Raw genomic sequence first — 23,479 nt, 5'->3', positions numbered from 1 at the left:
GGTCTCTTCGTCGGATCAGGTTCGGCCGGCCGCCGGCTGGCGGGCGATGCGGGCCGCGTATTCGTCGTTGGCGCGCTGCTCGCGCCGGGCGGAGACTTGCTGCTCGCGTGTTTCCGCCCGCGTGATCAACGTATCGAACGAGTTCTGGCGGCGCTTCTGCTGCTGCCAGTTTGCGCGTCCGGCCAGCAGGTCGGCCTCGGCCTTGGCCAGCGCATTGGTCTGCTGACGGATGGCGTGGTCAAGCGAATCGAGGAAGCGAGAGAAGTCGTGCCAGCGGCTCGACGACATGCCTTCGGCGGCGATCGCTTGCATCCGGATCCGGTACTCCTGCCGGTACTGTGTCAGCGCGTTGAGCTGTTGCTCGGCCTGGGTGCGCAGCCCCTGCAGACGGCCCAGTTCGCGCGCGGCCTTGTCCGTGTCGTCCTGGGCCAGATCGGCCAGAGTATTCAGCGGATTGTGCTTAACCATGATGCGTCCTCTCGAAGAGATCGTGCAACTGGGCGATCGAGGCGTCGTAGCCGGCGCGTTCGTGAATGTCCTGCTGCAGGAAGGCCTCCATGCGCGGATACATGCGAATCGCGAGATCGAGCTCCGGATCGCTGCCGGGCACGTAGGCCCCGACACTGATCAGGTCGCGGTTGCGCTGGTAGCGCGACATCAACTGCTTGAAACGCCGCACGGAGGCAAACTGCGGCGCGTCGATCAGCGCAGTCATGGCGCGGCTGATCGAAGCTTCCACGTCGATGGCCGGATAGTGGCCGGCTTCGGCAAGGCTGCGGGATAGCACGATATGGCCGTCCAGAATGGCGCGGGCGGAGTCGGCGATCGGATCCTGCTGGTCGTCGCCCTCGGTCAGCACCGTATAGAACGCGGTAATCGAGCCGCCGCCTTCGGGGCCGTTGCCGGTGCGTTCCACCAGCGTCGGCAACTTGGCGAACACCGAGGGCGGGTAGCCTTTGGTGGCGGGCGGCTCGCCGATGGCCAGCGCGATCTCGCGCTGCGCCATCGCGTAACGGGTCAGCGAGTCCATGATAAGCAGCACGTGCTGGCCTTTGTCGCGGAAATACTCGGCCAGGCGCGTCGCATAGGCAGCGCCCTGCATGCGCAGTAGCGGCGAGGTGTCGGCCGGCGCGGCCACCACCACCGAACGCTTGCGGCCTTCCTCGCCGAGGATGTTCTCGATGAATTCCTTCACCTCGCGGCCGCGTTCGCCGATCAGGCCGACCACGATCACGTCCGCATTGGTGTAGCGTGCCATCATGCCCAGCAGCACGCTCTTGCCCACGCCGGAACCGGCGAACAGGCCCATCCGTTGGCCGCGACCGACGGTCAACATGCCATTGATCGCGCGCACGCCGGTGTCGAGCACGGTTTCGATCGGCGCGCGTGTCAGCGGGTTGATCTGCGTGCCGGCCAGCGGAACTTCGCTGGCGGCGGTAATTGGGCCGAGGCCATCGAGCGGCCGTCCGGCTGCATCGAGCACACGGCCGAGCAGGCCATCGCCAACCGGCAGCCGCTTCGATCCCTGCTCGCGCGGCGCGCCGGCGCCGATGATGCCGTTGGGCAGCGGCGACGGCTCCAGCGGATAGACGCGCGCGCCCGGTACCAGGCCGGCCACGTCCGATTGCGGCATCAGGTAAAGACGGTCCGCGCCAAAGCCGACCACTTCGGCTTCTGCCGTGCGTGGGCCGCCATGCGAATGCTGTCCGGTGGGCAGTTCGATCAGGCAGTCGCTCCCCACGGGCAGACGCAGCCCCACGGCTTCCAGCACGAGTCCCGCGGCACGCGTCAGGCGGCCACAGGTGCGCTTGCTGTCAATGTCGCTGACGCCGGCCGATGCGGCTGCCAGTGCGTCGCGCCAGCGGCCGACGTGCGCGGCGGGGGCGTCCGGCGCGGTGGCCTGCGCTGGCTCGTCATGCATGGGGCGGCTCCCACGGATCGTTGCGGCCCAGCGCCTTGACCACGCGCTGCCAGCGCGTGGACAGGCTGGCGTCCATCTCGCCGCTTGCGGCGCTGGCGATGCAGCCACCGCGCGCGATCGACGGGTCGGCCCGCAGTGTCCAGCCGGCGGCTTCGAGTTCGCCGCTCAGGTGTGTTTCCACCAGCGCGATGTCTTCCGGGTTCAGCAGCAGGCAAGGCGCGCCGGAGAGCGGCGGCTCGGCGGTCAGCAGTTCCCGCGCAGCCGGCAGCAATGCGGCCGGATCGAGCTCGACGGTCTTGCGCACGAGCTGGCGGGCCACGTCCAGGGCCAGGCCGATCAGCGCGTTGGAGATATCGTTGTCGACGCGGCCAAGCGCGTCGCGGAAGTTGGCGGCAAGCTGCTGCATGCGGGCCGCTTCATTGCGTGCCGCTTCGAGCCCGCGTGCGTAGCCTTCGCGGTGGCCATCGCCATAACCTTGCGTCTGGCCCTGGTTGTAGCCCTGCGCGTAGCCCTCCTTGCGGGCGCCGTCGCGCATCGCGTCCAGCGCTTCGAAATCGATCGCCGGGGGCGGTGGGGGCTCGGCGGGCAACTGCGCCGCCAGCGCCTTGCGCAGGACATCGCGTGGATCCAGCGACTCCATTTGCCAACGCTGCCAGCTTTCGCCGCGCGAGCGTGGACGGGCAGGGGGCTGGAAGCCCTGGAAGCCGTCGTCGCTCTCGTGCAGGTTGGTCAGGCCGCCGGTTGTGCCCGTGGAGGGCGCGCCGAAGAACCCTGGATCGCCGTGGCCCGGGCCACGGCCAGCGGAAAAACCGCGGTCAAACGTAGGCATCGTCGCCTCCGCCAATCTGGATTTCGCCGGCCTCGGCCAGACGTCTCACGACCTGCAGGATGGCCTTCTGCTCGGCCTCGACCTGCGACACGCGCACCGGTCCCAGCGCCTCGAGGTCCTCGCGCAGCATCTCGCCGGCACGCGTCGACATGTTGCGGATGAACTTGTCGCGCAGCTCCTGCGGCGCGCCCTTGAGCGCGACGATGAGCGATTCGGTGGCCACTTCCTTGAGCACGCGCTGGATGCCCCGGTCTTCGATTTCCAGCAGGTTCTCGAACAGGAACATCTCGTCGATGATCTTCTGCGCCAGGTCGGCGTCGTGCGTGCGCACACCGTCGATGACCGCTTCCTCGTGCGCCGTGCTCATCAGGTTGATGATCTCGGCCGCCGTGCGGACGCCGCCCATGCGGCTGCGCTTCAGGCTCTGGCCGGCCAGCAGCTTGGTCAGCACGTCGGTCAGTTCCTGCAGCGCGCCCGGCTGCACGCCACCGAAGGTGGCGATACGCAGGATCACGTCGTTGCGCAGGCGTTCGGTGAAGAAGCCCAGCACTTCCGAAGACTTCTGGCGGTCCAGGTGGATCAGGATCGTGGCGATGATCTGCGGGTGTTCATCCTTGATCAGTTCCGCCACCGACGTCGAATCCATCCAGTTCAGCGAGTCGATGCCGCCACCCGGATCGCGCGATTCGAGGATGTCCTCGATCACGGACAGCGCGCGCTCCTCGCCCAGCGCCTTGTTCAGCACGCTCTTGATGAACGTGCTCGAATCGACGTCCAGCGCCAGGTACTGCTCGGTTTCGTTGCGGAACTCGGACAGGACCTCGGACATTTCCTCGCGCGTCACCGATGACAGGTTGGCCATCGCCGAACCGAGTTGCTGCACTTCGCGCGGCGACAGGTGCTTGAAGACTTCGGCGGCTGCATCCTCGCCCACGGCCATCATCAGGATGGCGCTCTTCTGCAGGCCCTTTTCGGGCACTCCCTTGTTAGCCTTCGTCATTTGCCATCCAAGTCTTGATTACGCTGGCGACCAGGCGCGGGTCGCGTTGCGCGGCGTCGCGCACCAGGGCGAGATCGCTTTCATATTTCGCGGCCAGGCGCAGCACTTCCGGATTGGTTTCTTCTTCCGGCGGCAGCAGAACGGCTTCGGTGGCGGCTGCCGTCTCGGTAGGCGCGGGCAACGGCGGCGCGGTGTACTTGCGCAGCACCGGACGCGCGACCTTGAACCACAGGAACACGGCCAGCAGGGCCAGCAGCAGGTAGCCGACGCCGGTCTTGGCCAGGTCGATCATCTGCGGCTGCTTCCACACCGGCACTTCCGGCTCCGTCTTGATGTCGCTCGTGAACGGGCTGTTGACCACGTTCAGCGAGTCGCCGCGGTCGGCGGAGAAGCCCATCGCTTCCTTGGTCAGGTTTTCGATCTGGGCCAGTTCCTTGGCCGACAGCGCTTCCGTCACCGGCTTGCCCTTGGCATCGACCTTGGTGCGGTAGTTCACCACCACGGCCACCGACAGACGTTTCACACCGCCTGCTGCCTGCTGCACGTGGCGCACCACGCGGTCGAGTTCGTAGTTGGTGGTGGAGTCGCGGCGGCTGTTGCTCGGGCCGGTCTTCTCGGCCGTCTGGGTCGTCTGGGTCGTCTGCGCGGGCTGGTTGGCCTGTGCGGGCGGATTCGGCTGGCCGGGCTGGCGCGGCGGTTGCGGCGTGGTGACCGGCGCGGCGGCGGCGGCTGGCGGCTGGTTCGACAGCGCGCCGGGCACGCCACCTACAGGCGTGCCACCCTGCGAGTTCGATTCGCTGGTCTGCTGGCTGCGGATCGCGGCCTTGGTCGGGTCCTGGTTCGGCTTGTAGCTTTCGTCGGTATGTTCGACCGACGAGAAATCGACATCGGCCGTGACCTGGGCGTGGATGTTGTCCTTGCCGAGGATCGGCGCGAGGATCGACTCCACGCGCTTGACGTAGCCCTGCTCGACCTGTTGGACGTACTTGAGCTGGCTGGCATCGAGCGAACGATCGTTGGTGCCGGACAGCAGGTTGCCCTGCTGGTCGACGATCGAGATCGACTTCGGCGTCAGTTCTGGCACGCTGGAAGACACCAGGTGCGTGATCGCGGCCACCTGGCCTTCATCGACGGCGCGCCCCGGGTAGAGTTGCAGCACCACGGAGGCGGTGGGCTTCTGGCGCTCACGTACGAACAGCGTGGGCTTGGGAATCGCCAGGTGCACGCGGGCCGACTGCACCGCGCCGATCGATTCGATCGAACGGGCCAGTTCGCCTTCCAGCCCGCGTTGATAGTTGACCTGTTCGGCGAACTGGCTGATGCCGAACTTCTGGTTGTCCATCAGTTCCATGCCGGTCGTGCCGCTTTTCGGCAGGCCCTGGCTGGCCAGGCGCAGGCGCGTCTCGGCCACCTTGTCGGCCGGCACCATGACCGCACCACCACCTTCGGCGAACTTGTAGGGCACGTTCATCTGCTGGAGCGACTGGATCACGGCACCGCCGTCACGCTCCGACAGATTGGAATAGAGCACCTTGTAGTCCGGCGCGCGGGACCACATCACACCCACGGCGATAGCGGCGACCAGCGCGGCGCCGCCCAGCATCATGGGCAGGCGCGGGTTGGCCTTGACCTTTTCGAGCAGGGCCGTGCCGTTCGGCAGGGTTGCGGTCGCGTTCATGCGCGCGTCTCCGGCTTGGCGAGGCAAAATTCGCCCTTGCCACTCTGGCCTTTGCTGCCGTTAATCTTCCCGGCACGGCTCAAATCACGCTGCAGAAAAAACACGCGCACTCCCCGCGATAGTTGATGTTCATGGCCGGGGGCGGGCTGCAATGGTCGCGGCTGTTCCGCCAGATCCGGCACGGTAGCGATGATCGGGCAGAAGGGCCAACGACAATCGGCTGAATAGGGGAGGTTTTCCCGTCGATTTCGTGCTTTGGCCGGCACGGGCGGATGGGTACAGTGCGAGGACTGAAACTGGATGATGTGTGATTCATTGGGCGCGTCGTCCGTTCGCCTCTCTCTTCAAGTTCAAGGACCCGGACGCGTCATGACCATTTCTTCCATCGAGGGCATGCTCCAGCAAATGCGCGCCACCGCGCAGGTGGCCGGCGGCGGCGCCGCGCCCCAGGAGGCATCGGCGGCAACCGAAAGCTTCGCGGGCGAGCTGCAGCGCTCGCTGCAACGCCTGAATGCCACGCAGGACCGTGCCTACGGCAAGGCCGAGGCATTCGAAATGGGCAAGGCTGGTGTGTCGCTCAACGACGTGATGATCGACATGCAGAAGGCCAACATCTCGTTCCAGACCGCCGTGCAGGTGCGTAACCGCCTGACCGCCGCGTATCAGGAAATGATGAACATGCCCGTGTGATGACGATCAGGATCGCCCGGCCTAATCAATTGGCCGGGCGTATTCAGCAAGGATCCGGCGATGCGCCGGATCAACCCTGGCTGACCGTGGCATCCTCGATCTGATGCAGCCACGCCAGCAATTGGGCCACCGCCAGATAGAGCTGGGGTGGAATCTGGGAGTCCATGTCCACCTGCATCAGCAGGTTGACCAGCGCCGGAGAATTGTGGACATAGACTCCGGCTTCCTGGGCGCGGGCGATGATTGATTCGGCCGTGACGCCGTAGCCCTTGGCCACCACGCGTGGGGCCTTCTCGCCTTCTTCATATGACAGCGCCACCGCGGCGCCGCGCGACGTGTCGCTCATGACGGGACTCCCGCTTCCGTTGGCGCCGTATCGGCGCGTGCCGTGATCTGGCCCACCACGAAGCCGCTGGCCGCCAGACGCCCGTGCAGATCGGGAATGGCTGCGCTAAGTCTTGCGACAGTGTCATCCAGCGGCGCATTGACTCGCACGTCCAGCATCGATGGCGATAGCGTCACACTGGCTTCGACCATGCCCATGCCTGGCATCTGCACGACCAGCCGTGTGGTCCAGCTCCGCGCCTGGTGCTGCGTGCCGGATCCATCCTCGTCGACCGGATTCGGCGACACTTCCCATGACATCTGCGTACCTGACCAGGCTTCACCTTGCCAGCGGAACTGCTGGGCGGCCAGCAGTTCGAGTTGCTGGCGCATCAGGCCCTCTGTCGCCGGGTGCACGATCTGGCCTTGCGCTGGGGGCGGTGCGGCGGGCGGTTCGGACGACGACGCATGCGTGGCCAGCAGAGACGCGCGTGGCGCGTTGCCCGCGTCGGCAACGCTGGCATACGACTGGGCTGCCTGCAGCGATTGCGTGCGTGCGCCGTCGGGTGCGGGAATCGGATCGCCGACGGTGATGGTGCGGGTGACCGGCGGGTGACGGCCGAATGACGAAACCTCCGCGGCGCGATTCGCGGCCATGCCGCCTGCGCTGCCCGTTCCGTTGGCAGTACCCGCGCCATGTGCGGTGTTTCCCGCCCGGCCGGTGGCGTCGCCATCCGGTGCGTCGGGAAGGTCCACGGCAGCAAGCATCGTCGCACGCGCCGCATCGGCGGCCCGAGGTGAATAGGGCAGCGCCAGCAGCTGGCGCAGTGGCTCATCAGGAGCGGGCGGGTTGGCGCCGTTGGCGGTGGCGCGTGCCAGCACGGCCTGGGGCTCGCGTGCGATGTCCTTGAGCGTACGCGCTCCGCTCACCCATTCGGCGAGATGCGCTTCATAAAACATGCCGCTCTGGTCGAGCAGGCTGGCAAGCTTGGTGGCCAGCAGCGGCGCGGATTGCATTTCCGTGCGCGTGGCGAGTGGTGTGGTCGACTTTAGCGCGGCGGCGGCCTCGTCGGCATTCGCGAACAGGTCGAGGATCGTGCGCGCTGCGAAGCTCAGCGTTTCGCGCGTCGAAGTGACGACGGCGCCGGCGGTATTGCCGGCCGATGCTTCGCCGGGCCGCGCACCGGGCACGCGGCCAGCGGTGCCGAGATCGGTGCTGGTGTCACGCGAACTGGTCTCGTTCGTGTCCTGGACCGGCATCAGCGCGGCCAGCTTGTCGACCGCCAGCGCCGTGCGCTGTGTCAGCAGGTCGTTACGTGCGAGCTGGCCAGCGTCAGGCTGGGAATGAATCGGAATCGACATGGAACGGGCCGTGACATGGGGCGTTACGGATGCATGAGCTCAAGGCGCCGCATTGGCGCCGCGCGGGGCGCCCTGTGAACGTATCTCTCAGCGAATCTCTCAGGCGGAAACGCCGTAGGCCTCGTTGACGTCGCGGCGGCGGCGGGCGCTGCCGAGCAGTTCCCCGAGGCGTTGCAACTGTGGCATCACCAGATCGCGGATCGCGGCGTCGTGAGCCAGCAGCTTGGCCAGCAGGGCCTGACGCTGCATACGTTCCTGAAGCGTCGCGGGCGGGTGTGTGTCTCTGCCGCGGAGTGTTTCCACCTGAGCCACATACACACGCTGGACTTCGGTCATCGCGTCCCAATTGCCATGGCGGGCAGCTTCGAGCATCTGCTCCGAGAGCAGGACGAGTTCCTCGTAGATCTGGATGACCGACGGGGTGGCAGGCATTTTGGAGTACATCGTCTCAGTTCCGGAAGGTAGTCACGAGTTGGCAGCGATCGGCTGTGCGGCCAGCGCGCCGTTGGCGGCTGGATTGCCGATCTGTGCCCAGGCGCTGGAGAGGTCCTGCAGCAGGCTGTCGACCTGGTCGAGCAGCGCTTCGTCGTTGCGCAGGTTGGCCAGCATGAGTTGGCGCGACATATAGTCGTACAGCCGTTCAAGGTCCGCGGCAACGTCGCCGCCGGCATTGTGGTCGAGCACGGCGCGCAGGCCGTTGTCGATGATGTCGATCGACTTGGAGATGGCGTTGCCCTTGGCTGCGATGTCGCCGGCCGCCAGGTGGAACTTGGCACGTGCGATGGCCGCGCGCGCGCCGTCGTAGAGCATGACGATCAGCTGGTGCGGACTGGCACTCATGGCTCCGGTTTCGACACCCACCTGGGCGTAGGCATTGACGGCATTGCGGCGCGCGAACATGTGGACTCCTGCTGTTGGCTGACGTTACTTCTTGCTACTGCTTGTGCCGTTCATGGCGCTGAACTGCTGCGTCAGGTACGAACTGGTGTTCTGCATCTGCGACATGATCACGTCGAGTTGCGTGAACTGCGTCTTGTAGTTGGCGATGACCGCGTCGACGCGGGTCTGCGTTTCATCGTACTGATTGCTCAGATCCTTGAGCGTGTTGTTGATGCCGGCCGTGGCCGTCGTCAACGCGCCGTTGCTGCTGGTCAGGCCCGTGACGAGCTTGTTGATCTGGTTGCCGTAGCCACTCACGCCGTCGGTGTTGCCGAACAGCCCCGCAACCGCGCCGGGGTTGCTGTTCAGCGCCGAGGTCAGCTTGGTGGTGTCGAGAGCAAGCGTGCCGTCGTTCTGGAACGAGATGCCGATCTGCGACAGCGTGGTGAGCGCGTTGCCCGACTGCGGCGTGTTCATCACGCTGCGCATCTGGGACTGGATGATGCTCAACGTGGAATCGCCCGTCAGGGGAGAACCGGTCTTGGTGCTCGGGTCGTAGGCCGACAGCGACGCAGCGGTGTTCTGGAGGTTGTTGTAAGCCGCGACGAAGGCCTGCACGCCGGAGACGATCGAACTGTTGTCGCGCTGGACCGTCACACTGCTCGTACCGGTCTGGGTCAGGTTAAGGACCACGCCTGGCACCGCGTCCGCCACGGAATTTCCCTTGCTCTGGACGGCGATGTTGTTGACCGTGAGCTGGGCGTTCTGGGCCGCAATGGTCTGCTGCATGTTCTGCGTGCCGGCTGGATCGTATGCCGCCAGATCCGAGAGGCCGGTGCCGCCATCGGTTTCATTCACCGACATGCGCACGCTGTTCGTGGCACCGGTGGCGTTGGAACTGATGACCAGGCGATAGGGCGTGCCCGAACCGTCGTTGACGATGCTGGCTGTGACGCCGGCATTGGCCTTGTTGATCGCGTCGCGAACGCCCTGCAGCGTGTTGTTGCTGCTGTCGATCGTGATGTCGACGCCGGTGGAGCCGCTATTGGCAGTGAAGGTGGCGCCGGTGTACTTGCCGTAGGTGGCGCTGGCCGGGTTGCTGTCCAGCGTGCCACCCGTGATCGCACCGAAATCGATATGGATCGTGCCGGTGCCGACGGCGGTGGTCTGCGATGCCTGTCCGGTGGAAACCACCGACTGCGACTGCGCCAGTTGCGTGACGTTGACCGAGTAGGTGCCTGGCACCGCAGTGGTGCTGCCGGTGGCGCTCAGTACCGAGGTGTTGCTTGCGCTTGCCGTGGTGGATTGGAAGAACGTGGGGTTCGACAACTGGTTGGCCGAAGCCTGGAACGCCGCGAGCATGCTCTGCAACTGGCCGTACGCGGACAGTTTGGTCTGGTAGCTGCTCTGCTGGGTCTTGATCGCGGTGAGCGGGGCCTGTTCAGCCGTGGTGAGCTGATCGAGCAGGCTGCTCAGGTCGAGACCGGAGCCGACGCCGAGGTTGGAGATCGTAGTCATTTCTTGTTTTCCAGGGGGCTTCTGGTTGGGGCTGCGACGATGTCAGGCGGTCTGGTTGACGAACAGCCCTTGCAACTGGGCCAGCGCGTCGGCGATACGCACGACTTCCTCTGTGGGAATCTGTCGGATGATTTCGCCGTTGGCCTTGTCGACGATCTTGGTCACGACGCGGTTGGTCTCGCGGTCGATTTCAAACTGGACGCTGACCGATGCAGCGCGCAGGGCCTCGGTCAGTTTCCTGACTGCCGCGTCCGTGCTGGGGCGCACCGCCGGTTGGTCAGGCGCCGGTGTGGCCGACGTGACGCCCGCCGGTGCTTGTGATGTATCCGCAGGCGTTGCGGATGCGCGTAGGCCGGGCTGTGGCAGGGACACGCCGACTGCCGCTTGCACTACGCCGGACGATGGAGCAGTTTGGGTTGCCATGATTGTCCTGACTCGGTCATCTCGAAATGTTTTCCCAGAGCCGAAGCCCTGGGGAAATACTCCGGGCGCAAGAAAGCCGGACACGAGGTCCGGCCTTCCTGCTTACGCGGTGCGATTAACGCAGCAGCGACAGCACGCCTTGCGTGGTCTGGTTCGCTTGAGCCAGCACCGAGGTACCAGCTTGTTGCAGGATGTTCGCGCGGGTCATGTTCGACACTTCCGTTGCGTAGTCAGCATCCTGAATGCGCGAGCGCGACGACGACAGGTTGGTGATGGTCGTGCCCAGGTTCGAGATCGTCGAATCCAGACGGTTCTGGATAGCACCCAGCGAGCTGCGCAGGCTGTTCACCGTTTGCAGGGCGTTGTCGAGCGTGGCCAGCGGGTTGGCCGAGGCGCTGCCCGTCAGGGTGGAAGCGGTCACGCCAGTGGTGTTCAGCGTGAACGATGCCGTCGCGCCCGTCGTGCTCGTCGTCGAGTTCGGGTTCAGTGCAACGTACATGGTCATGGCCGAGCCGCTGGTTGCGGTGGTCATGCCCTGGTTCTTCAGTGCCTGAGCTTCCGTGGCCGACGCCGGCGTGACGGTGACTTGTGCGAACCAGTTGCCGTTCGCGTCAACCATGGCCTGGTTGCCGATGGCCACGCTGCTCGAGCTGATACCCAGGGTCGTGGCCAGCGTGCCGCCGACGGCTTCCGTGATCGACGACGTCGTGAACGTGGTGGAGCTACCGAAGACCTTCTGGAAGTTGGCAGCGGTGGCGGCGGTGACGGCGCCTTGCGGGCCGTTCACGTTGAAGCTGTTCAGGCCCAGCGTCTTCGTGCTGATTTCCTGCAGGTTCACAGCGATGGTCTGGCCGTCTTGCGCGCCAACCTGAATGTTCACGCTCTTGGCGGTCGACGACAGCACCTTCACGCCGTTGAAGTCGGTCTGGGCCGACAGGCGGTCGATTTCCGACATACGCTGCGTGATTTCGTCCTGGATCGACTTCAGGTCCGAAGCCGAGTTCGAACCGTTGGCGGCTTGCACCGACAGGTCGCGGATACGCTGCAGGTTGTTCGTGACTTCGGTCAGCGCGCCTTCCGTCGTTTGCGCCAGCGAGATGCCGTCGTTGGCGTTACGCTGGGCAACGGTCAGGCCGTTGATGTTCGACGTGAAGCGGCTGGCGATGGCCAGGCCGGCTGCATCGTCCTTTGCGCTGTTGATGCGCAGACCCGACGACAGTCGCTGAATGGCGGTGTTCAGCGCCGATTGCGACGTGTTCAGGTTGTTCTGAGTCATCAGAGACAACGAGTTGGTATTAATGACTTGCGCCATGGTACGACTCCTATTTGCAATGTTTTAGGCATTCCGGCGGGTGCCGTAACGTTGGCTGCCTGCGTTGCAGGGCGTAGAGTGCCTCCGTTGCAAAGGTTATCGACCGGGCAGGGGGAGACTTTAGAGTGATCTTTGCGGGGGTTGCGCGCGCAACTTGACCTGGTGTTTGCGTGGTCGTGGGCCCGCATCTATATAGAAGGGCGCCACGACTTGCTGCGCCGCTCAGCGGCGCTTGCGCGTGCGCGGGGTGTAGAGGCGCACGAAGTCCGGCGATGTTTCGGCCTCGAGCAGCACCGACGTCGTTTCGGGCGCGTGGGCGGGGGTCACGACGGTAATCGCGCGTTTGTAGATCAGCGTGGGGGTGGGATCTTCGGCGCTCTGCCCAAGCAGCACCATATAGTTGTCCGATGCCAGGACGACACCGGTCAACCTCGTGCCGTTCGACAGATGGACGATGACTGCGTTGCGGCTTGCGCCGTGGGCTGCGTAATGCAGGTGCTGCAGTTTCCGGCTGGGTCTTGGAGCCTTTTTTTCCTTCTTCACAACTTCTCCGGAAGAACCCGCGAGGGATCTGGCGGCTGACAACGGTCCGATGACCACATGATTCGATCTGTAACGCACTATGGGTGACGTTTTGTGCGCTCAGATCGTGGTGCGCTTTGAAACATTCGCTCTCGGAGCCGGAGGTGGCGCAGGAGCTGGCCGGCATGAACGCGGCGGGCAGACGATTCGCGAATATCGGGGGCGCTGCCCGGCCATCACGTCCAATCGGCGCAGCCAGGAGAGAAGGGGAATACTTCAGACGGGGAGAGTAACAAAGTTTTACAAGCATTGACTGAGCGGCTGCTTGTCTTCGACTAGAGTCATTACTCTATTTGTGATGTTGTCGCGTGGAGCGAGTTGTGGCAGGCGCATGCGGTATGCTGCCATCGGAACGCCCGGCCAGATGCCGCCAACCCGCGCCAGCTAATGCTTTGCGGGAAATTGCCGATATCTGACGAAGAGCCCGCACGTGACTTTCGCGCTACTGAGAAGCTATCAAGTGATCTTCGGATTACACCCGCCATCAGGGGAATCCCTGATAGAAGCGCGATTTACACCTCATGTAAGCGGGTTTATATTCGAGCGCTGGACCGGGTACAGCCGGTCCTTCTGAGCAGTCCTGGAAAGCCTACGAGCACCCCGCGCGTAGGCTTTTTTTTCGCGCTGGCTGGTCGGGCCGACGATGGTCTGACGCCGTCTGTCTGGTCTCCGGTGCCGGTGCGTGTTGCGCAGATGGATTAGATGCCATTTGTTGTGCAGTCAATCCACCGAATACCTGCCGATTTCCCCCTCAATTCGTTTTTGCGCTTAAGTCCGCCCGCGACGCCGCCGATAGGAGGCCGTGCGATGCCCGGTTTCGGGCGGATATCGCTCGTACGAACAATCGGATCACAAGAGAAAGGTACGAAGTGATGGGCTTGCGAAAAATGGGGATCGGGGCGCGGCTGACCTTTGCTTTCAGTCTCGTGGTGCTGCTGCTCGCCGCGGTTGCCGCGGTTGGGGTGTCGGCGCTGGGCAGCATGAACGATGCCATGCACATGGCGGTGGAGAAGCGGCTGCTGCGGGTGATCGATCTGAATCACGCCAAGGCGCAGGTGCTGACGATCGGTCTGATGGTGCGCGATGCGGCATTGACCGAGGATGCCGCGCTGGTCACGGCGAACGCGGCGAAGATCGCCCGGTTCCGCGAGGAAATCGACGCGACGCTCGAACCGATCGGCAAGACCCTGGTGGCGTCGGGCAACGCGGAATGGAAAGCCGTGTTCGAGCAACTGACGCAGGCACGCGCCACCTATGACGGTCAGCTCGACCTGGTCATGCGCCAGCTGGGCGCAGGGGAATACGATGGCGCCCGCGCCGGGCTGACTGCCACGCTGCCGTCATCGCAGGCCGCGTACTTCGACAAGCTGGACGCGATCGCCCAGCTTGGCCAGAAGCTGGCCGTGGAGGCGGTGGAGGATGCAACAGCGCGCTACGCTTTTACGCGCAACCTTCTGATCGGCATGGCAGCTCTGGCGGCGATCATTGCCGCGCTGCTGGGTATCGGCATGACACGCTCGGTGACGCGTCCGGCCCGGCAGGCGCTTGATGCTGCCGAGGCGCTGGAGCAGGGCCAGCTTGCGCACACCATCGAAGTACGCAGCCAGGATGAGATGGGCCGGATGCTCGGCGCGCTCGAGCGCGCCTTTGGCCAGCTCGGCACGCTGGTTCGCGGCATCCAGCACGCGGCCGGTTCGATCGACACCGCCGCGCGCGAGATCTCCAGTGGCAATACCGATCTGTCCCGCCGTACCGAGCAGCAAGCGGCATCGCTGGAGCAGACTGCCGCGTCAATGGAGCAGTTGACGTCCACCGTGCGCCAGAACGCCGAGAACGCGCGACAAGCCAACCAGCTTGCCGCGAACGCATCGGATGTCGCCACCGAAGGCGGCCGCGTGGTGCGCAGCGTGGTGGATACGATGGACGGCATCACCCAGTCCTCGGCACGCGTGGCCGAGATCATCGGCGTCATCGAAGGTATCGCATTCCAGACCAACATTCTTGCGCTGAACGCCGCTGTGGAAGCGGCGCGTGCCGGCGAGCAAGGTCGTGGCTTCAGCGTTGTGGCGGCCGAAGTGCGCAGCCTGGCGCAGCGTTCATCGTCGGCGGCCAAGGAAATCGGCGATCTGATCAATGGCTCCGTGCGGCAGGTAAAGGAGGGCGCGCGCCAGGTCGAAGTAGCCGGCAAGACCATGGATGACATCGTCGGCGCGGTACGCCGCGTCACGGACATCATGGGCGAGATCACCGCCGCCAGCGAGGAGCAGAGCGCCGGCATCGAGCAGGTGGGCCTGGCGATTGCGCAGATGGAAACCGTGACGCAGCAGAATGCCGCGCTGGTGGAAGAAGCCAGTGCTGCCGCCGAAAGCCTGATGCAGCAGGCCGGCGGGCTGGTGACGGAAGTCGCGCGTTTCGATCTGGGCCAGCAACAGCAGCGCGAAGTGCCGCGCGCGCCGGGGCCCGTGGCAGTCGTTGCGCAGCCGGTTCAACCGGCGCCACGCTTGCCCGCTGCTGCGCCGAAGGCATTGACGCCGAGGCCATCGCCCCAGAAGGCATTGACCCAGAAGGTATCGACCCAGAAGGTATCGACCCAGAAGGTATCGACCCAGAAGGTATCGACCCAGACGGCCGCCGCTGCCCCGCAGCGCCCGGTGCAGCCATCACACCAATTGCGCGCGCCCGCAGTGCCCGCCGCCGTGCGACCGCCCGTGGTACGCAAGACCTCGGCGGCCCCGGTACTGGCGCGCCAGCCAGCCACGCCAGCCAAGGCCCGCCAGCCGGTCACCCATCAGCGCAAGGAACCCGTACTGGCTACGCCCTCGAGCCGTCGGCCCGTGGCAAAGGCGAGGCCATCGGCCGCACCGGTGCCCGCGACGGCCGATGGCGGCGATTGGGAAACGTTCTGAGCGCGCGCCGGTGCGAGGAGGCCAGCATTAGTGCGGATTAGCCCGGATTAGCCCGGATTAGCCCGGATTAGCCCGGATGTCGCCGGGCACCGAAGCCCAGGCCCGGCGACATGACTTCGGTGTCGCCATCGCGCAGTGTGACAGTCGATATGCGGCCGTGACCTAGCGCCGCTTCGGCAAACTCGCCCAGCTTGCGTACCTTCGCTGCGGGTACCCCGCGCGTGGCGAGGCGTTCCTCGAGTTCGTCGGCGCGCAGCATTTGCAGGCGTTGCGCGATGATCGTTTTCAGCGCGGCAGGGTCGCGTGAGCGCACGAAGGTGGCGGGGGACTCCGCATCCAGTGGTTCGGCAAAGTAGGCCGGGTCGGCGGCAAGCTCGGACAGTTCCAGGACTTCGAGAAGGCGCAGCAACTGGCGTGGGGTGTTGGCGCCGAGTGCAATCCAGCCGTCGGTCGTGGGGAAGAAGTCCGCCGTCGGGCTCCCCGAGTAGCCCCGGTTGCCCACGCGAGAGGGCGAAGTGCCATCCGTCAATGCCTCGCAGGCAAAGCCATACATGAGTTGCATCGCTGCGCCGGTCATGGAGATGTCGAGCTGAATGGCGCAGCCGCAGCGATCGCGCTCGCGCAGGCCGGCCAGAATGGAGAGCGCTGCCTGCATGCCCGTTGCGGCGTCGACGACAGGGAATCCGGTCTTGATCGGCGGGTCGTTCTCGTTGCCCGCCAGAAAGGTCATGCCTGTGGCCGCCTGAATGACATGGTCGTATGCGGGGCGGCCCGACCAGTCGGCACTGCCGCGACCAAAGCCCGAAATCGAGCAATACACCACACGCGGATTCACCGCCCGCACCGCTTCGAAGCCGAGGCCGAATCGCTCCAGCACGCCGGGGCGCAGGTTGTCGACGACGACATCGCACGTGGCCGCCAGGGCGAGAGCGTCGGCGCGGCCCGCTTCGGAGCCCAGGTCAATGTCACGACAGTCCTTGCCCGCATTGAGCGCGAGAAAGCCCTTTCGGCCAGTTTCGGTCCTGCGCATGACATCGCCGCCATTGGCGTTTTCCATCTTCAGCACATCGGCCCCGAGCTGTGACAGGTAGAACGTTGCCAACGGGCCCGCGATGACATGCGAGAAATCCAGTACGCGGACGCCGGCAAGGGGGGAGAACGAGAGGTTTTCGGTGGTCATGGGTGGCCTCATTGCAGCGAAATATGGTTCGATTCGATGATCCGGCGGTACTTGACCATCTCGTCGGCAACGAATCGGTCAAAGGCTTCCTGGCTCGGTGTGGGGTCGATCACCGAACCCGCCTTTTGGAACATGTCACGTGTGCCCGGATCATTCAGGGCCTTGATCACAGCAGCCTGCAGGCGTGCAACCACGGGCTTTGGCACGCCGGCGGGCGCCCAGATGCCGAACCATGAATCCAGCGCCAGATCGTTCCGGCCCAACGCCTCGTTCAGGGTTGGCACCTGGGGCAAGCCGGGCAAGCGGGATGCGGAGGTAACCGCCAATGCACGCACCTTGCCGTTCTCGATCTGTGGAATCGCGGTCGATGCAATCGGGAAGCCAAGTGTTGCATCGCCCCGGATCAACGCGGGAACAACCTCGACCGAGCCTTTGTACGGCACATGGACCAGGTCGATCGTCGCGGCGCTTGCCAATGCCGCGCCCGACAGATGGGCGGCGCTGCCGATACCCCCCGACGCATAGTTGAGCTTGCCCGGCGATTTGCGCGCTGCCGCGACAAGATCGGCCACGGACTGGTAGGGCGAGGTGCTCTTCACCAGCATGACCTGCGGGCTGAAGCCCGTACGGATGATGTGGGTGAAATCCCTGGCAGGGTCGAACCTGACCGACGGCTGCATCAGTTTCTGCACCAGGTGTGTGGAGGCGCCGATCATCAGCGTGTAGCCGTCAGCCGGCTGCTTGGCGACGAATTCAGCGGCAAGAATGCCCCCTGCGCCAACCTTGTTCTCCACAACGACCGGTTGCCCCAGGTCGCGCGAGACGACTTCGGCCAGCTTGCGGGCCTGGATGTCCGGGCCGCCACCTGCGGCGTAGGGAACGATCAAGTGCACGGGCCGCGCGGGATATCCGGCTTCCGACGAGGCTGCTGCCGCGCTAGCCACCCCTGTCGTGCCGATCGCCACTGCCAGGCCGGGTAGCCATGCCAGTCGCCTTGCGATTCGCCGCATTTTGTCTCCTCTTGCTCTGGTCTTGCTCTAGTGAGCTTGTTCGACAGCATTGTGCGAGCCGGATTCTTTCCTGTAAATTATGATGTCTTGATAGCATCATCACGATTTGTTATGACGCGGGTATCGCCTGAGCAACACGGTATGGGCCTCCACAGGCCAGCGCGCGCGCAGCGGCTGGATCGCTTGCGCATCCGGCATCTACGCTTTCTGGAACTCGTGGCCGAGCATGGCTCGTTGACGACGGCGGCCGCACAACTGGCGCTCAGCCAGCCTGCCGCAACCAAGATGCTGCAGGAGCTGGAATCCGCGTTCGGGGTGGAACTGGTCGCGCGTACCACGCGCGGCGCGGCACTATCCCCTGCGGGACTGGTTGCGCTGGACCGCCTGCGTATCGCGCTCAGCGCGCTGGCGGTGGCGGCTCAGTCAACGACGGAAACACCCCCCGCTCCCGTGGTGAGGCTTGGCGTACTCCCGCTGGTTGGCGTGGTGATCCTGCCGAGATTGCTGGCGGCAATGGCTGCGCGGCCAGACTGCCCAAGACTCGTCGTGCGTGAATCGACGGTGGGCGGGCTGCTTCGAATGTTGAGCCGTGGCGATGTCGACTGCGTGATTGGCAGAATCGGCGTGGAGCTGGATGAGCAGGCCGCCAGCAGGCTGGCGGTGACGCCGCTGTGGCAGGAGCCGCTCGCCATTGCGTGCGCACAGGACCACCCACTGCGCCGCAGGCGCAACGTCGGGTTGGCGGAACTGCGCGAGCTGGGTTGGATCGTGGCGTCACGCGAGGCCTATACGCGCCAGGTGTTCGACGACACCTTCCTGTCCGCAGGCCTGGTGCCGCCCCATCCCAGGGTCGAGTCGTTCTCGTTCCACACGAATCTGAGTGTGGTGGCAAGCAGCGATCTCTTGACCGTCGCACCGGAAAGCGCCGTGGCGCACTATGCGCAACTGGGAATGGTGCACCCGGTACGCCATGATTTTTCGTTCCCGGTGGGGCGCACGGTATTCATCACGATGGCGGAGATGGGGGCCTGGCCCGGCATTACGCTGATCCGGGATGCCTTGGCTGATCTGACTGTCCCCTGAGATTTCGCTCGCTCAATGCGCTGCCCGTGGCCCGCGTCGGCTGCCATTGCATGACGCAGATGCCCGCCAGGACCAGCACCACGCCGGCCAGGCGCGCCAGCGTGACTGGCCGGGCCGGCAGGCCGACCAAACCGAAATGATCGACCAGCATCGAGGCCAGCAACTGGCCGGCCACGGCGCCGACGATGAAGTTCGCGGCGCCCATGCGCGGCGCCAGCCACAGCGCCGCAGTGATGTAGATCACGCCGAACAGCCCCCCGATCCATTGCCACCACGGTCCCTGCGCGGCCGCTGCGAGATTGGGCGGCGGCGCGCGCAGTGCCAGCAGCACGGGCACGACGGCAACCAGGCTGATCACGAGCGAGATCACGGTGGCCCAGAGCGGGTGCCCGAGCGCGCGGCCCAGCGTGGCGTTGCTGCCGGCCTGGAACGGGATCATCGCGCCAGCCAGAAGCGCGACGCCCAATGGCATCCAGAGCGAGCCAGCGGATGCGGCAAGCGGCGAGGTCATGATAATTTCTCCGATTCGAATGCAATCTGAATGCAATCTGTTGCCGGGCATGTTGCACGCGCCGCCGCCGCAATGGAAATTCGCAATCCATACATGAGACATTCGCCGCATGGATGACCTGCGCCGTATCGACCTGAACCTGCTGTTGACATTGCACGCCTTGCTGACCGAGCAGCATGTGACGCGTGCCGCCGTGCGGCTGCACAAGAGCCAGCCGGCCGTCAGTCACGCGCTGGCCCAGTTGCGCGATATCTTCGACGACCCGCTGCTGGTGCGTCGCGAGAACGGCCTGACGCTCACCGCGCGCGCGCGCGATTTGCTGGGCCCGCTGGACGATGCACTGGGTCAATTGAACGGACTGGTGGGCGAATCCACGTTCGACGCCGCCCATGCGCGCCGCTGTTTCCGGCTGGCTCTGTCCGACTATGGCGCGCGCAGCGTGTTGCCCGCGCTGATGCGACGGCTGCGCCGCGAGGCGCCCGGCATCGACGTTGCCGTGGTCCAGGCTGGCCGCGAGGCGATGCTCGCGCAGCTTGCCGACGGGGAGACCGATCTGGCGATCGGTGTCTTTCCACGGCTGCCCAGCGATATCGAGGTGGCTACGCTGTTCGAAGACCACTACACGAGCGTGGCGGACCGGGCCACGCTGCCTCGGCGGGGGCCGCTGTCGGTGGAGGGCTGGCTGGCGCGGCCGCATGTGCTGGTGGCGATGCGTCCCGACGCGCCCAGTGAGATCGATCTCGCCCTGGCCGAGGCTGGCATGCAGCGGCATGTGGCCCTGGTGCTGCCTCATTGGGGCGCTGCGCTCGATCTCGTGCCCGGCACCGACCTGATCCTGACCGTCGCGACCCGCGCGGTTGCCGCGGCGCCAAATCGCGCGCTGCGGGCGTTCGCGCCGCCGATCGCGCTGGCGCCAGTGCCGTTCCAGCAGGCATGGCACGCGCGGCGCAGGGCCGATCCCGCGCATCGCTGGCTGCGCCAGACAGTGTGGGAGTGCAGCCAGCAGCCTGAGGGCACCTAGCCGCGCGGTTTCGAGGTGGTGGCGGGTGATGGGGCGAGCACGCGCCGCCGGGCTGAAAGCAAGCCGACAAGCACGGTTTGAAGCGCTCGCATAAAATAGCGGCTCTTCTTGACCAACAAGAGCAGGCAGGCCGTCCGGCCAATGCCTGCCGTGCAGGCTCCTCCATGTCCGCTCCGCAAGCGCCCTCCGCCCCGCATTCACCCCCAGACGTGCCCGTGATGCAGGTTATCTTCGGCCTGATGCTGGCCATCATGCTGGGTGCCCTCGAACAATCGATCGTGGCCGTGGTCCTGCCCGAGATCGCCTTGCAGCTCAACGGTTTCGAGGACATGGCGTGGGTGATCTCCGCCTATCTGGTGGCGTCCACCGTGGTTACGCCGATCTACGGCAAGCTGTCCGACGTGCTCGGGCGCCGCTCGGTGCTGACGTTCTCGATCGTGCTGTTCGTGCTGGCGTCGATCGCCTGCGCGATGGCTACGACGATGCCGATGCTGATCGTTGCGCGCATTCTGCAGGGCCTTGGCGGTGGCGGCCTGATCTCGGTATCGCAAGCAACGATCGCCGACGTGGTGCCACTACGTGAACGCGGCAAGTACCAGGGCTACGTCAGCGGCGTCTGGGCCGTGGCCAGCATGGCCGGGCCCGTGATTGGCGGCTACCTTGCGCACTTCCTCTCATGGCGCTGGATTTTCTGGATCAACATTCCGCTGGGGCTGATCGCGCTGATCGTGGTGCGCCGGGCGCTGCGGCATCTGCCGGTCAGCGGACGCAAGCATCGCATCGACTACCTTGGCGCGCTGCTGTTTGGTGGCGGCCTGTCCGGCGTGCTGGTGTTCCTGACGCGGATGGGGCAGGGCCACTCGCCGCTGGAGCCGCAGACGATCGGCCTGCTGGCTGCCGGGCTGATCGGTCTGGTGCTTTTCATCTGGCAGGAGCGGCGTGCCGTCGACCCGGTGATTCCGCTGAAGATGCTCGCCGTGCCGACCGTCGCGATCTGCTGCCTGACGCTGTTCCTGTGCTTCTTCCAGTTGATCGCGATGTCGGTGCTGCTGCCGCTGCGCTTCCAGGTCGTGGGCGGCGCGGGGGCCGACACCGCCGCGCTGCGGCTGGTGCCGCTGACGCTGGCCATTCCGTTCGGCGCCTATGCGTCGGGCCGGCTGATGTCGTGGAGCGGGCGTTACAAGCCGCTGCAACTGGCTGGCTGTCTGGTGGCGCCGATTGCCATCGTCGGGCTGGCCTTTGTGCCGCCGCAGGCGGTGGTGCCGGCCGCGCTGGTGATGATCGTCCTGGGCCTGTCAATCGGCCTGCAACTGCCGAGCGGGCTGGTGGCCACGCAGAACTCGGTGCCGCCGCAGCAGGTTGGCATCGCCACCGCGCTGACCGCCTTCTCGCGCCTGCTTGGTGGCGCAGTGGGCGTGGCGGTGCTGACCACGGTGCTGATCGCGCTGCTACGCCATAGCGGCATGGCGGTCAGTGACCTGCATGGCGGCGAGGATGTGCTGATGAGCATGTTCCGGCGGGCCATGGATGCGGGGGATCAGGGCGATGCTGCCGCGGTGCGCGAGGCGGCGGAGCATGCCTTCCGCCTGCTGTTCCTGATGAGCGCGGGCGTGTCGTTGATCGCGCCGTTCTTCGTCATGCGGCTCAAGGAGAAGACGCTGCGCGGCAGCCCGGCCGGGGCAGCGGCGTCCGCCGCTGCCGAGTGATGCGGCGCGGGTTGCCCGCGTCCGCCATTCAGCTACGTGCGCGCAGTTCGTACACCCCGAGCCACGACGCTGTCTTGCCGACCCGGCCGCCGGATGCGCTCCACAGTACATCGAGGAGGCGGTTGTACTGGCGTGTGAACGCGCCCTTGATGCCACGGTTGACGTAAAAGGACCGCCACAGGCGCGTGCGATAGGGGTCCTTGAAGAAGTGAATGTCGACCATTTCAAGCAGGCCGGCTTCGCCATAGGAAATCGGCATGCCGGTTGCGCCGAACGCGTGCCGGATGCTCTGCGGCAGGTACGGGCGGATATGCGAGAAATCGTGATAGAAGCGCTCGCCGGGCGTTGGGCTCAGCATGATCATGCGGCCGTTCCTTGCCAGTTGCGCGCAGAGGCGGGGTACCAGTGCGACGAGTGCGTCCGGCGTGACGTGCTCGATGAGATGGCTCAGAAACACCACGTCGAATGGGTCCTGGGTCGTGGCGAAGAAGGCCTCCGGCTCGTAGGCCTGGAAGCCCTTTTCGCGGGCGCCCGCGACGTAGGCCGGATTCGCGTCGACGCCGGTGACCTCCATGCCCAGGCTTGCGAAGACGTTCAGGAATTTCCCGAGTCCGCAGCCGAAGTCCAGCACGCGTAGCGGCTTTGCGCTTGCGGCCTGATACTGCCGCATCAGCGACATGACGCGGACATACTCCAGGTACTGGTAGTGGGCGATTCTTTTCATGATCGGAGTCGTGCTGCGGAACTGTTCGTCGGGTACACCAGACCGCTCAGGAGCGGGCCATCGCGGGTTGCTTGACGAGCAGGGCGTGGCCGTTGAGGTTGTGAATGAACAGCCCGTCATCGTGGGCCGCGACGATTTCGTTGACGGCCTGGTTCGCGCCTTCGCAGCCGAATACGGCAAAGTCATCGAATACGACCATGCCGCCCGGCTGAACCCGCGGCCAGATTTCCGCGAACGACTCCTTGACGGAGCGGTAAGTGTCGACGTCGATATGCGCGAGGCAGATCGATGCCGGCAGACCTTGCAACGTGTCGTCCGGGAAGATGCCGCGGTGGATCCGGCATTCCACGTTGGCCTTCGCAAACAGGCTCCGCACGATGTCTTCGTCGGTGTCGGCGTGCTCTCCACCCGAGTAGAGCGTATCGAACTCGGCATCGTGCTTGACGACGCCGCTGAAGGTATCGAACAGATGCACCGGCCGGTTGTTCAAGGCATGAGCCATCAACGCACCGGTACCGCCCCGCCATACACCGACTTCGACGATCTCGCCGGCAACGCGACGGCATTGCCGCGCAAGACTGTAAAGCTCGTAGCAGCGGTAGATGTCCACCATGGTGAACGGCTTGACGATCTCGTAGATGGCGGAGAATGCCTCGTCATCGAGCCACGGTGAAAAGGTGGCAAAGGGGATGACCTGAGAGTGGCTGCACCCTTCCCTGAGCGATTCGAATCGGGTCTGCCGCATCCGGTTCAACAGATCTCTTCGCTCCGTGCGCAGCACAGCCAGAAAATCGGGAGATGTCTTTTCCATGGGTTCCGT

At 65.2% G+C, this 23,479-nt stretch carries 23 protein-coding genes; 5 read left to right on the top strand and 18 right to left on the bottom strand.

The window, feature by feature from the left end; translation table 11 throughout:
- Positions 1-15 precede the first annotated feature (15 nt).
- Genes fliJ through fliF form a run of 5 tightly spaced genes read right to left on the bottom strand, consistent with a single transcriptional unit; the run spans position 16 to position 5,428 of the window.
- Positions 16-468 (bottom strand): flagellar export protein FliJ, encoded by a 453-nt coding sequence (gene fliJ / locus RMET_RS26925; RefSeq protein WP_011519670.1) that lies wholly within the window; start codon positions 466-468, stop codon positions 16-18.
- Positions 461-1,921, bottom strand: coding sequence for a flagellar protein export ATPase FliI (gene fliI / locus RMET_RS26920; RefSeq protein ID WP_011519669.1), 1,461 nt, complete (start codon positions 1,919-1,921; stop codon positions 461-463). The genes fliJ and fliI overlap by 8 nt, the downstream gene beginning before the upstream one ends.
- Positions 1,914-2,750, bottom strand: coding sequence for a flagellar assembly protein FliH (gene fliH, locus RMET_RS26915; RefSeq protein ID WP_011519668.1), 837 nt, complete (start codon positions 2,748-2,750; stop codon positions 1,914-1,916). The genes fliI and fliH overlap by 8 nt, the downstream gene beginning before the upstream one ends.
- On the bottom strand, positions 2,737-3,750 hold the full coding sequence (gene fliG, locus RMET_RS26910) for a flagellar motor switch protein FliG (protein ID WP_011519667.1): 1,014 nt from the start codon (positions 3,748-3,750) through the stop codon (positions 2,737-2,739). Before fliG ends, fliH begins: the two co-directional genes overlap by 14 nt.
- Positions 3,737-5,428 (bottom strand): flagellar basal-body MS-ring/collar protein FliF, encoded by a 1,692-nt coding sequence (gene fliF / locus RMET_RS26905; RefSeq protein ID WP_011519666.1) that lies wholly within the window; start codon positions 5,426-5,428, stop codon positions 3,737-3,739. Before fliF ends, fliG begins: the two co-directional genes overlap by 14 nt.
- A gap of 369 nt (positions 5,429-5,797) precedes the next feature.
- Here fliF and fliE point away from each other — a divergent pair, with 369 nt between their 5' ends.
- Complete coding sequence (fliE, locus tag RMET_RS26900; RefSeq protein ID WP_011519664.1) at positions 5,798-6,118, top strand: flagellar hook-basal body complex protein FliE; 321 nt, start codon at positions 5,798-5,800, stop codon at positions 6,116-6,118.
- A 70-nt stretch (positions 6,119-6,188) separates the two neighbouring features.
- Here fliE and RMET_RS26895 read toward each other — a convergent pair whose 3' ends face one another.
- From RMET_RS26895 to RMET_RS26860, 8 genes are all read right to left on the bottom strand, one after another.
- Complete coding sequence (locus RMET_RS26895) at positions 6,189-6,464, bottom strand: EscU/YscU/HrcU family type III secretion system export apparatus switch protein (protein ID WP_011519663.1); 276 nt, start codon at positions 6,462-6,464, stop codon at positions 6,189-6,191.
- A complete protein-coding gene (fliK, locus tag RMET_RS26890) occupies positions 6,461-7,804 on the bottom strand; it encodes a flagellar hook-length control protein FliK (RefSeq protein ID WP_011519662.1) in 1,344 nt (447 codons plus the stop codon). Before fliK ends, RMET_RS26895 begins: the two co-directional genes overlap by 4 nt.
- 99 nt (positions 7,805-7,903) lie before the next feature.
- Complete coding sequence (locus RMET_RS26885; protein WP_011519661.1) at positions 7,904-8,248, bottom strand: flagellar protein FliT; 345 nt, start codon at positions 8,246-8,248, stop codon at positions 7,904-7,906.
- A gap of 21 nt (positions 8,249-8,269) precedes the next feature.
- Positions 8,270-8,704: a flagellar export chaperone FliS gene (fliS, locus tag RMET_RS26880; RefSeq protein WP_011519660.1), complete on the bottom strand. Its 435-nt coding sequence runs from the start codon at positions 8,702-8,704 to the stop codon at positions 8,270-8,272.
- Positions 8,705-8,728: 24 nt separating this feature from the next.
- The gene (gene fliD, locus RMET_RS26875) at positions 8,729-10,201 is read right to left on the bottom strand and encodes a flagellar filament capping protein FliD (RefSeq protein ID WP_011519659.1); all 1,473 of its coding nucleotides are present in this window, start codon (positions 10,199-10,201) and stop codon (positions 8,729-8,731) included.
- Between the two features lie 42 nt (positions 10,202-10,243).
- Entirely contained in the window at positions 10,244-10,624 is a 381-nt protein-coding gene (locus RMET_RS26870) for a flagellar protein FlaG (RefSeq protein WP_011519658.1), read from the bottom strand.
- 115 nt (positions 10,625-10,739) lie between these two features.
- Positions 10,740-11,936: a flagellin FliC gene (locus RMET_RS26865; RefSeq protein WP_011519657.1), complete on the bottom strand. Its 1,197-nt coding sequence runs from the start codon at positions 11,934-11,936 to the stop codon at positions 10,740-10,742.
- A gap of 222 nt (positions 11,937-12,158) precedes the next feature.
- Positions 12,159-12,479 (bottom strand): RNA chaperone Hfq, encoded by a 321-nt coding sequence (locus RMET_RS26860; protein ID WP_011519656.1) that lies wholly within the window; start codon positions 12,477-12,479, stop codon positions 12,159-12,161.
- A 911-nt stretch (positions 12,480-13,390) separates the two neighbouring features.
- Between RMET_RS26860 and RMET_RS26855 the strand changes: the two genes are divergently transcribed.
- Positions 13,391-15,424, top strand: coding sequence for a methyl-accepting chemotaxis protein (locus RMET_RS26855; protein ID WP_011519655.1), 2,034 nt, complete (start codon positions 13,391-13,393; stop codon positions 15,422-15,424).
- A gap of 67 nt (positions 15,425-15,491) precedes the next feature.
- Here RMET_RS26855 and RMET_RS26850 read toward each other — a convergent pair whose 3' ends face one another.
- Both RMET_RS26850 and RMET_RS26845 read right to left on the bottom strand, forming a co-directional pair.
- Positions 15,492-16,604, bottom strand: coding sequence for a CoA transferase (locus tag RMET_RS26850; RefSeq protein WP_011519654.1), 1,113 nt, complete (start codon positions 16,602-16,604; stop codon positions 15,492-15,494).
- A gap of 8 nt (positions 16,605-16,612) precedes the next feature.
- Complete coding sequence (locus RMET_RS26845; RefSeq protein ID WP_011519653.1) at positions 16,613-17,614, bottom strand: tripartite tricarboxylate transporter substrate binding protein; 1,002 nt, start codon at positions 17,612-17,614, stop codon at positions 16,613-16,615.
- Between the two features lie 141 nt (positions 17,615-17,755).
- Between RMET_RS26845 and RMET_RS26840 the strand changes: the two genes are divergently transcribed.
- Positions 17,756-18,697, top strand: a complete 942-nt coding sequence (locus RMET_RS26840) for a LysR family transcriptional regulator (RefSeq protein WP_035820604.1) — start codon at positions 17,756-17,758, stop codon at positions 18,695-18,697.
- Here the strand turns inward: RMET_RS26840 and RMET_RS26835 are convergent.
- Positions 18,654-19,208 (bottom strand): DMT family transporter, encoded by a 555-nt coding sequence (locus RMET_RS26835; RefSeq protein ID WP_011519651.1) that lies wholly within the window; start codon positions 19,206-19,208, stop codon positions 18,654-18,656. The genes RMET_RS26840 and RMET_RS26835 overlap by 44 nt on opposite strands.
- Before the next feature lie 109 nt (positions 19,209-19,317).
- On the opposite strand from RMET_RS26835, the gene RMET_RS26830 reads away from it, so the two are divergent.
- Together RMET_RS26830 and RMET_RS26825 are read left to right on the top strand one after the other, a co-directional pair.
- Positions 19,318-20,229, top strand: a complete 912-nt coding sequence (locus tag RMET_RS26830) for a LysR family transcriptional regulator (RefSeq protein WP_011519650.1) — start codon at positions 19,318-19,320, stop codon at positions 20,227-20,229.
- A gap of 164 nt (positions 20,230-20,393) precedes the next feature.
- The gene (locus tag RMET_RS26825; protein WP_011519649.1) at positions 20,394-21,935 is read left to right on the top strand and encodes an MDR family MFS transporter; all 1,542 of its coding nucleotides are present in this window, start codon (positions 20,394-20,396) and stop codon (positions 21,933-21,935) included.
- Between the two features lie 28 nt (positions 21,936-21,963).
- On the opposite strand, the gene RMET_RS26820 is transcribed toward RMET_RS26825, so the two are convergent.
- A complete protein-coding gene (locus RMET_RS26820) occupies positions 21,964-22,659 on the bottom strand; it encodes a class I SAM-dependent methyltransferase (RefSeq protein WP_011519648.1) in 696 nt (231 codons plus the stop codon).
- 46 nt (positions 22,660-22,705) lie between these two features.
- The gene (locus RMET_RS26815) at positions 22,706-23,470 is read right to left on the bottom strand and encodes a TylF/MycF/NovP-related O-methyltransferase (protein WP_011519647.1); all 765 of its coding nucleotides are present in this window, start codon (positions 23,468-23,470) and stop codon (positions 22,706-22,708) included.
- Positions 23,471-23,479: the final 9 nt, after the last annotated feature.

Origin of the sequence: Cupriavidus metallidurans CH34, assembly GCF_000196015.1 — a bacterium.
Classification (GTDB): domain Bacteria; phylum Pseudomonadota; class Gammaproteobacteria; order Burkholderiales; family Burkholderiaceae; genus Cupriavidus; species Cupriavidus metallidurans.
This window is presented reverse-complemented; position numbering and strand designations above follow the sequence as displayed.

What these genes read in the sequence shown, in the direction of transcription:
- fliJ (WP_011519670.1), bottom strand. Translation starts at nt 468, where the DNA reads ATGGTTAAGCACAATCCGCTGAATACTCTGGCCGATCTGGCCCAGGAC.
- fliI (WP_011519669.1), bottom strand. Translation starts at nt 1,921, where the DNA reads ATGCATGACGAGCCAGCGCAGGCCACCGCGCCGGACGCCCCCGCCGCG.
- fliH (WP_011519668.1), bottom strand. Translation starts at nt 2,750, where the DNA reads ATGCCTACGTTTGACCGCGGTTTTTCCGCTGGCCGTGGCCCGGGCCAC.
- fliG (WP_011519667.1), bottom strand. Translation starts at nt 3,750, where the DNA reads ATGACGAAGGCTAACAAGGGAGTGCCCGAAAAGGGCCTGCAGAAGAGC.
- fliF (WP_011519666.1), bottom strand. Translation starts at nt 5,428, where the DNA reads ATGAACGCGACCGCAACCCTGCCGAACGGCACGGCCCTGCTCGAAAAG.
- fliE (WP_011519664.1), top strand. Translation starts at nt 5,798, where the DNA reads ATGACCATTTCTTCCATCGAGGGCATGCTCCAGCAAATGCGCGCCACC.
- RMET_RS26895 (WP_011519663.1), bottom strand. Translation starts at nt 6,464, where the DNA reads ATGAGCGACACGTCGCGCGGCGCCGCGGTGGCGCTGTCATATGAAGAA.
- fliK (WP_011519662.1), bottom strand. Translation starts at nt 7,804, where the DNA reads ATGTCGATTCCGATTCATTCCCAGCCTGACGCTGGCCAGCTCGCACGT.
- RMET_RS26885 (WP_011519661.1), bottom strand. Translation starts at nt 8,248, where the DNA reads ATGTACTCCAAAATGCCTGCCACCCCGTCGGTCATCCAGATCTACGAG.
- fliS (WP_011519660.1), bottom strand. Translation starts at nt 8,704, where the DNA reads ATGTTCGCGCGCCGCAATGCCGTCAATGCCTACGCCCAGGTGGGTGTC.
- fliD (WP_011519659.1), bottom strand. Translation starts at nt 10,201, where the DNA reads ATGACTACGATCTCCAACCTCGGCGTCGGCTCCGGTCTCGACCTGAGC.
- RMET_RS26870 (WP_011519658.1), bottom strand. Translation starts at nt 10,624, where the DNA reads ATGGCAACCCAAACTGCTCCATCGTCCGGCGTAGTGCAAGCGGCAGTC.
- RMET_RS26865 (WP_011519657.1), bottom strand. Translation starts at nt 11,936, where the DNA reads ATGGCGCAAGTCATTAATACCAACTCGTTGTCTCTGATGACTCAGAAC.
- RMET_RS26855 (WP_011519655.1), top strand. Translation starts at nt 13,391, where the DNA reads ATGGGCTTGCGAAAAATGGGGATCGGGGCGCGGCTGACCTTTGCTTTC.
- RMET_RS26850 (WP_011519654.1), bottom strand. Translation starts at nt 16,604, where the DNA reads ATGACCACCGAAAACCTCTCGTTCTCCCCCCTTGCCGGCGTCCGCGTA.
- RMET_RS26845 (WP_011519653.1), bottom strand. Translation starts at nt 17,614, where the DNA reads ATGCGGCGAATCGCAAGGCGACTGGCATGGCTACCCGGCCTGGCAGTG.
- RMET_RS26840 (WP_035820604.1), top strand. Translation starts at nt 17,756, where the DNA reads ATGGGCCTCCACAGGCCAGCGCGCGCGCAGCGGCTGGATCGCTTGCGC.
- RMET_RS26835 (WP_011519651.1), bottom strand. Translation starts at nt 19,208, where the DNA reads ATGACCTCGCCGCTTGCCGCATCCGCTGGCTCGCTCTGGATGCCATTG.
- RMET_RS26830 (WP_011519650.1), top strand. Translation starts at nt 19,318, where the DNA reads ATGGATGACCTGCGCCGTATCGACCTGAACCTGCTGTTGACATTGCAC.
- RMET_RS26825 (WP_011519649.1), top strand. Translation starts at nt 20,394, where the DNA reads ATGTCCGCTCCGCAAGCGCCCTCCGCCCCGCATTCACCCCCAGACGTG.
- RMET_RS26820 (WP_011519648.1), bottom strand. Translation starts at nt 22,659, where the DNA reads ATGAAAAGAATCGCCCACTACCAGTACCTGGAGTATGTCCGCGTCATG.
- RMET_RS26815 (WP_011519647.1), bottom strand. Translation starts at nt 23,470, where the DNA reads ATGGAAAAGACATCTCCCGATTTTCTGGCTGTGCTGCGCACGGAGCGA.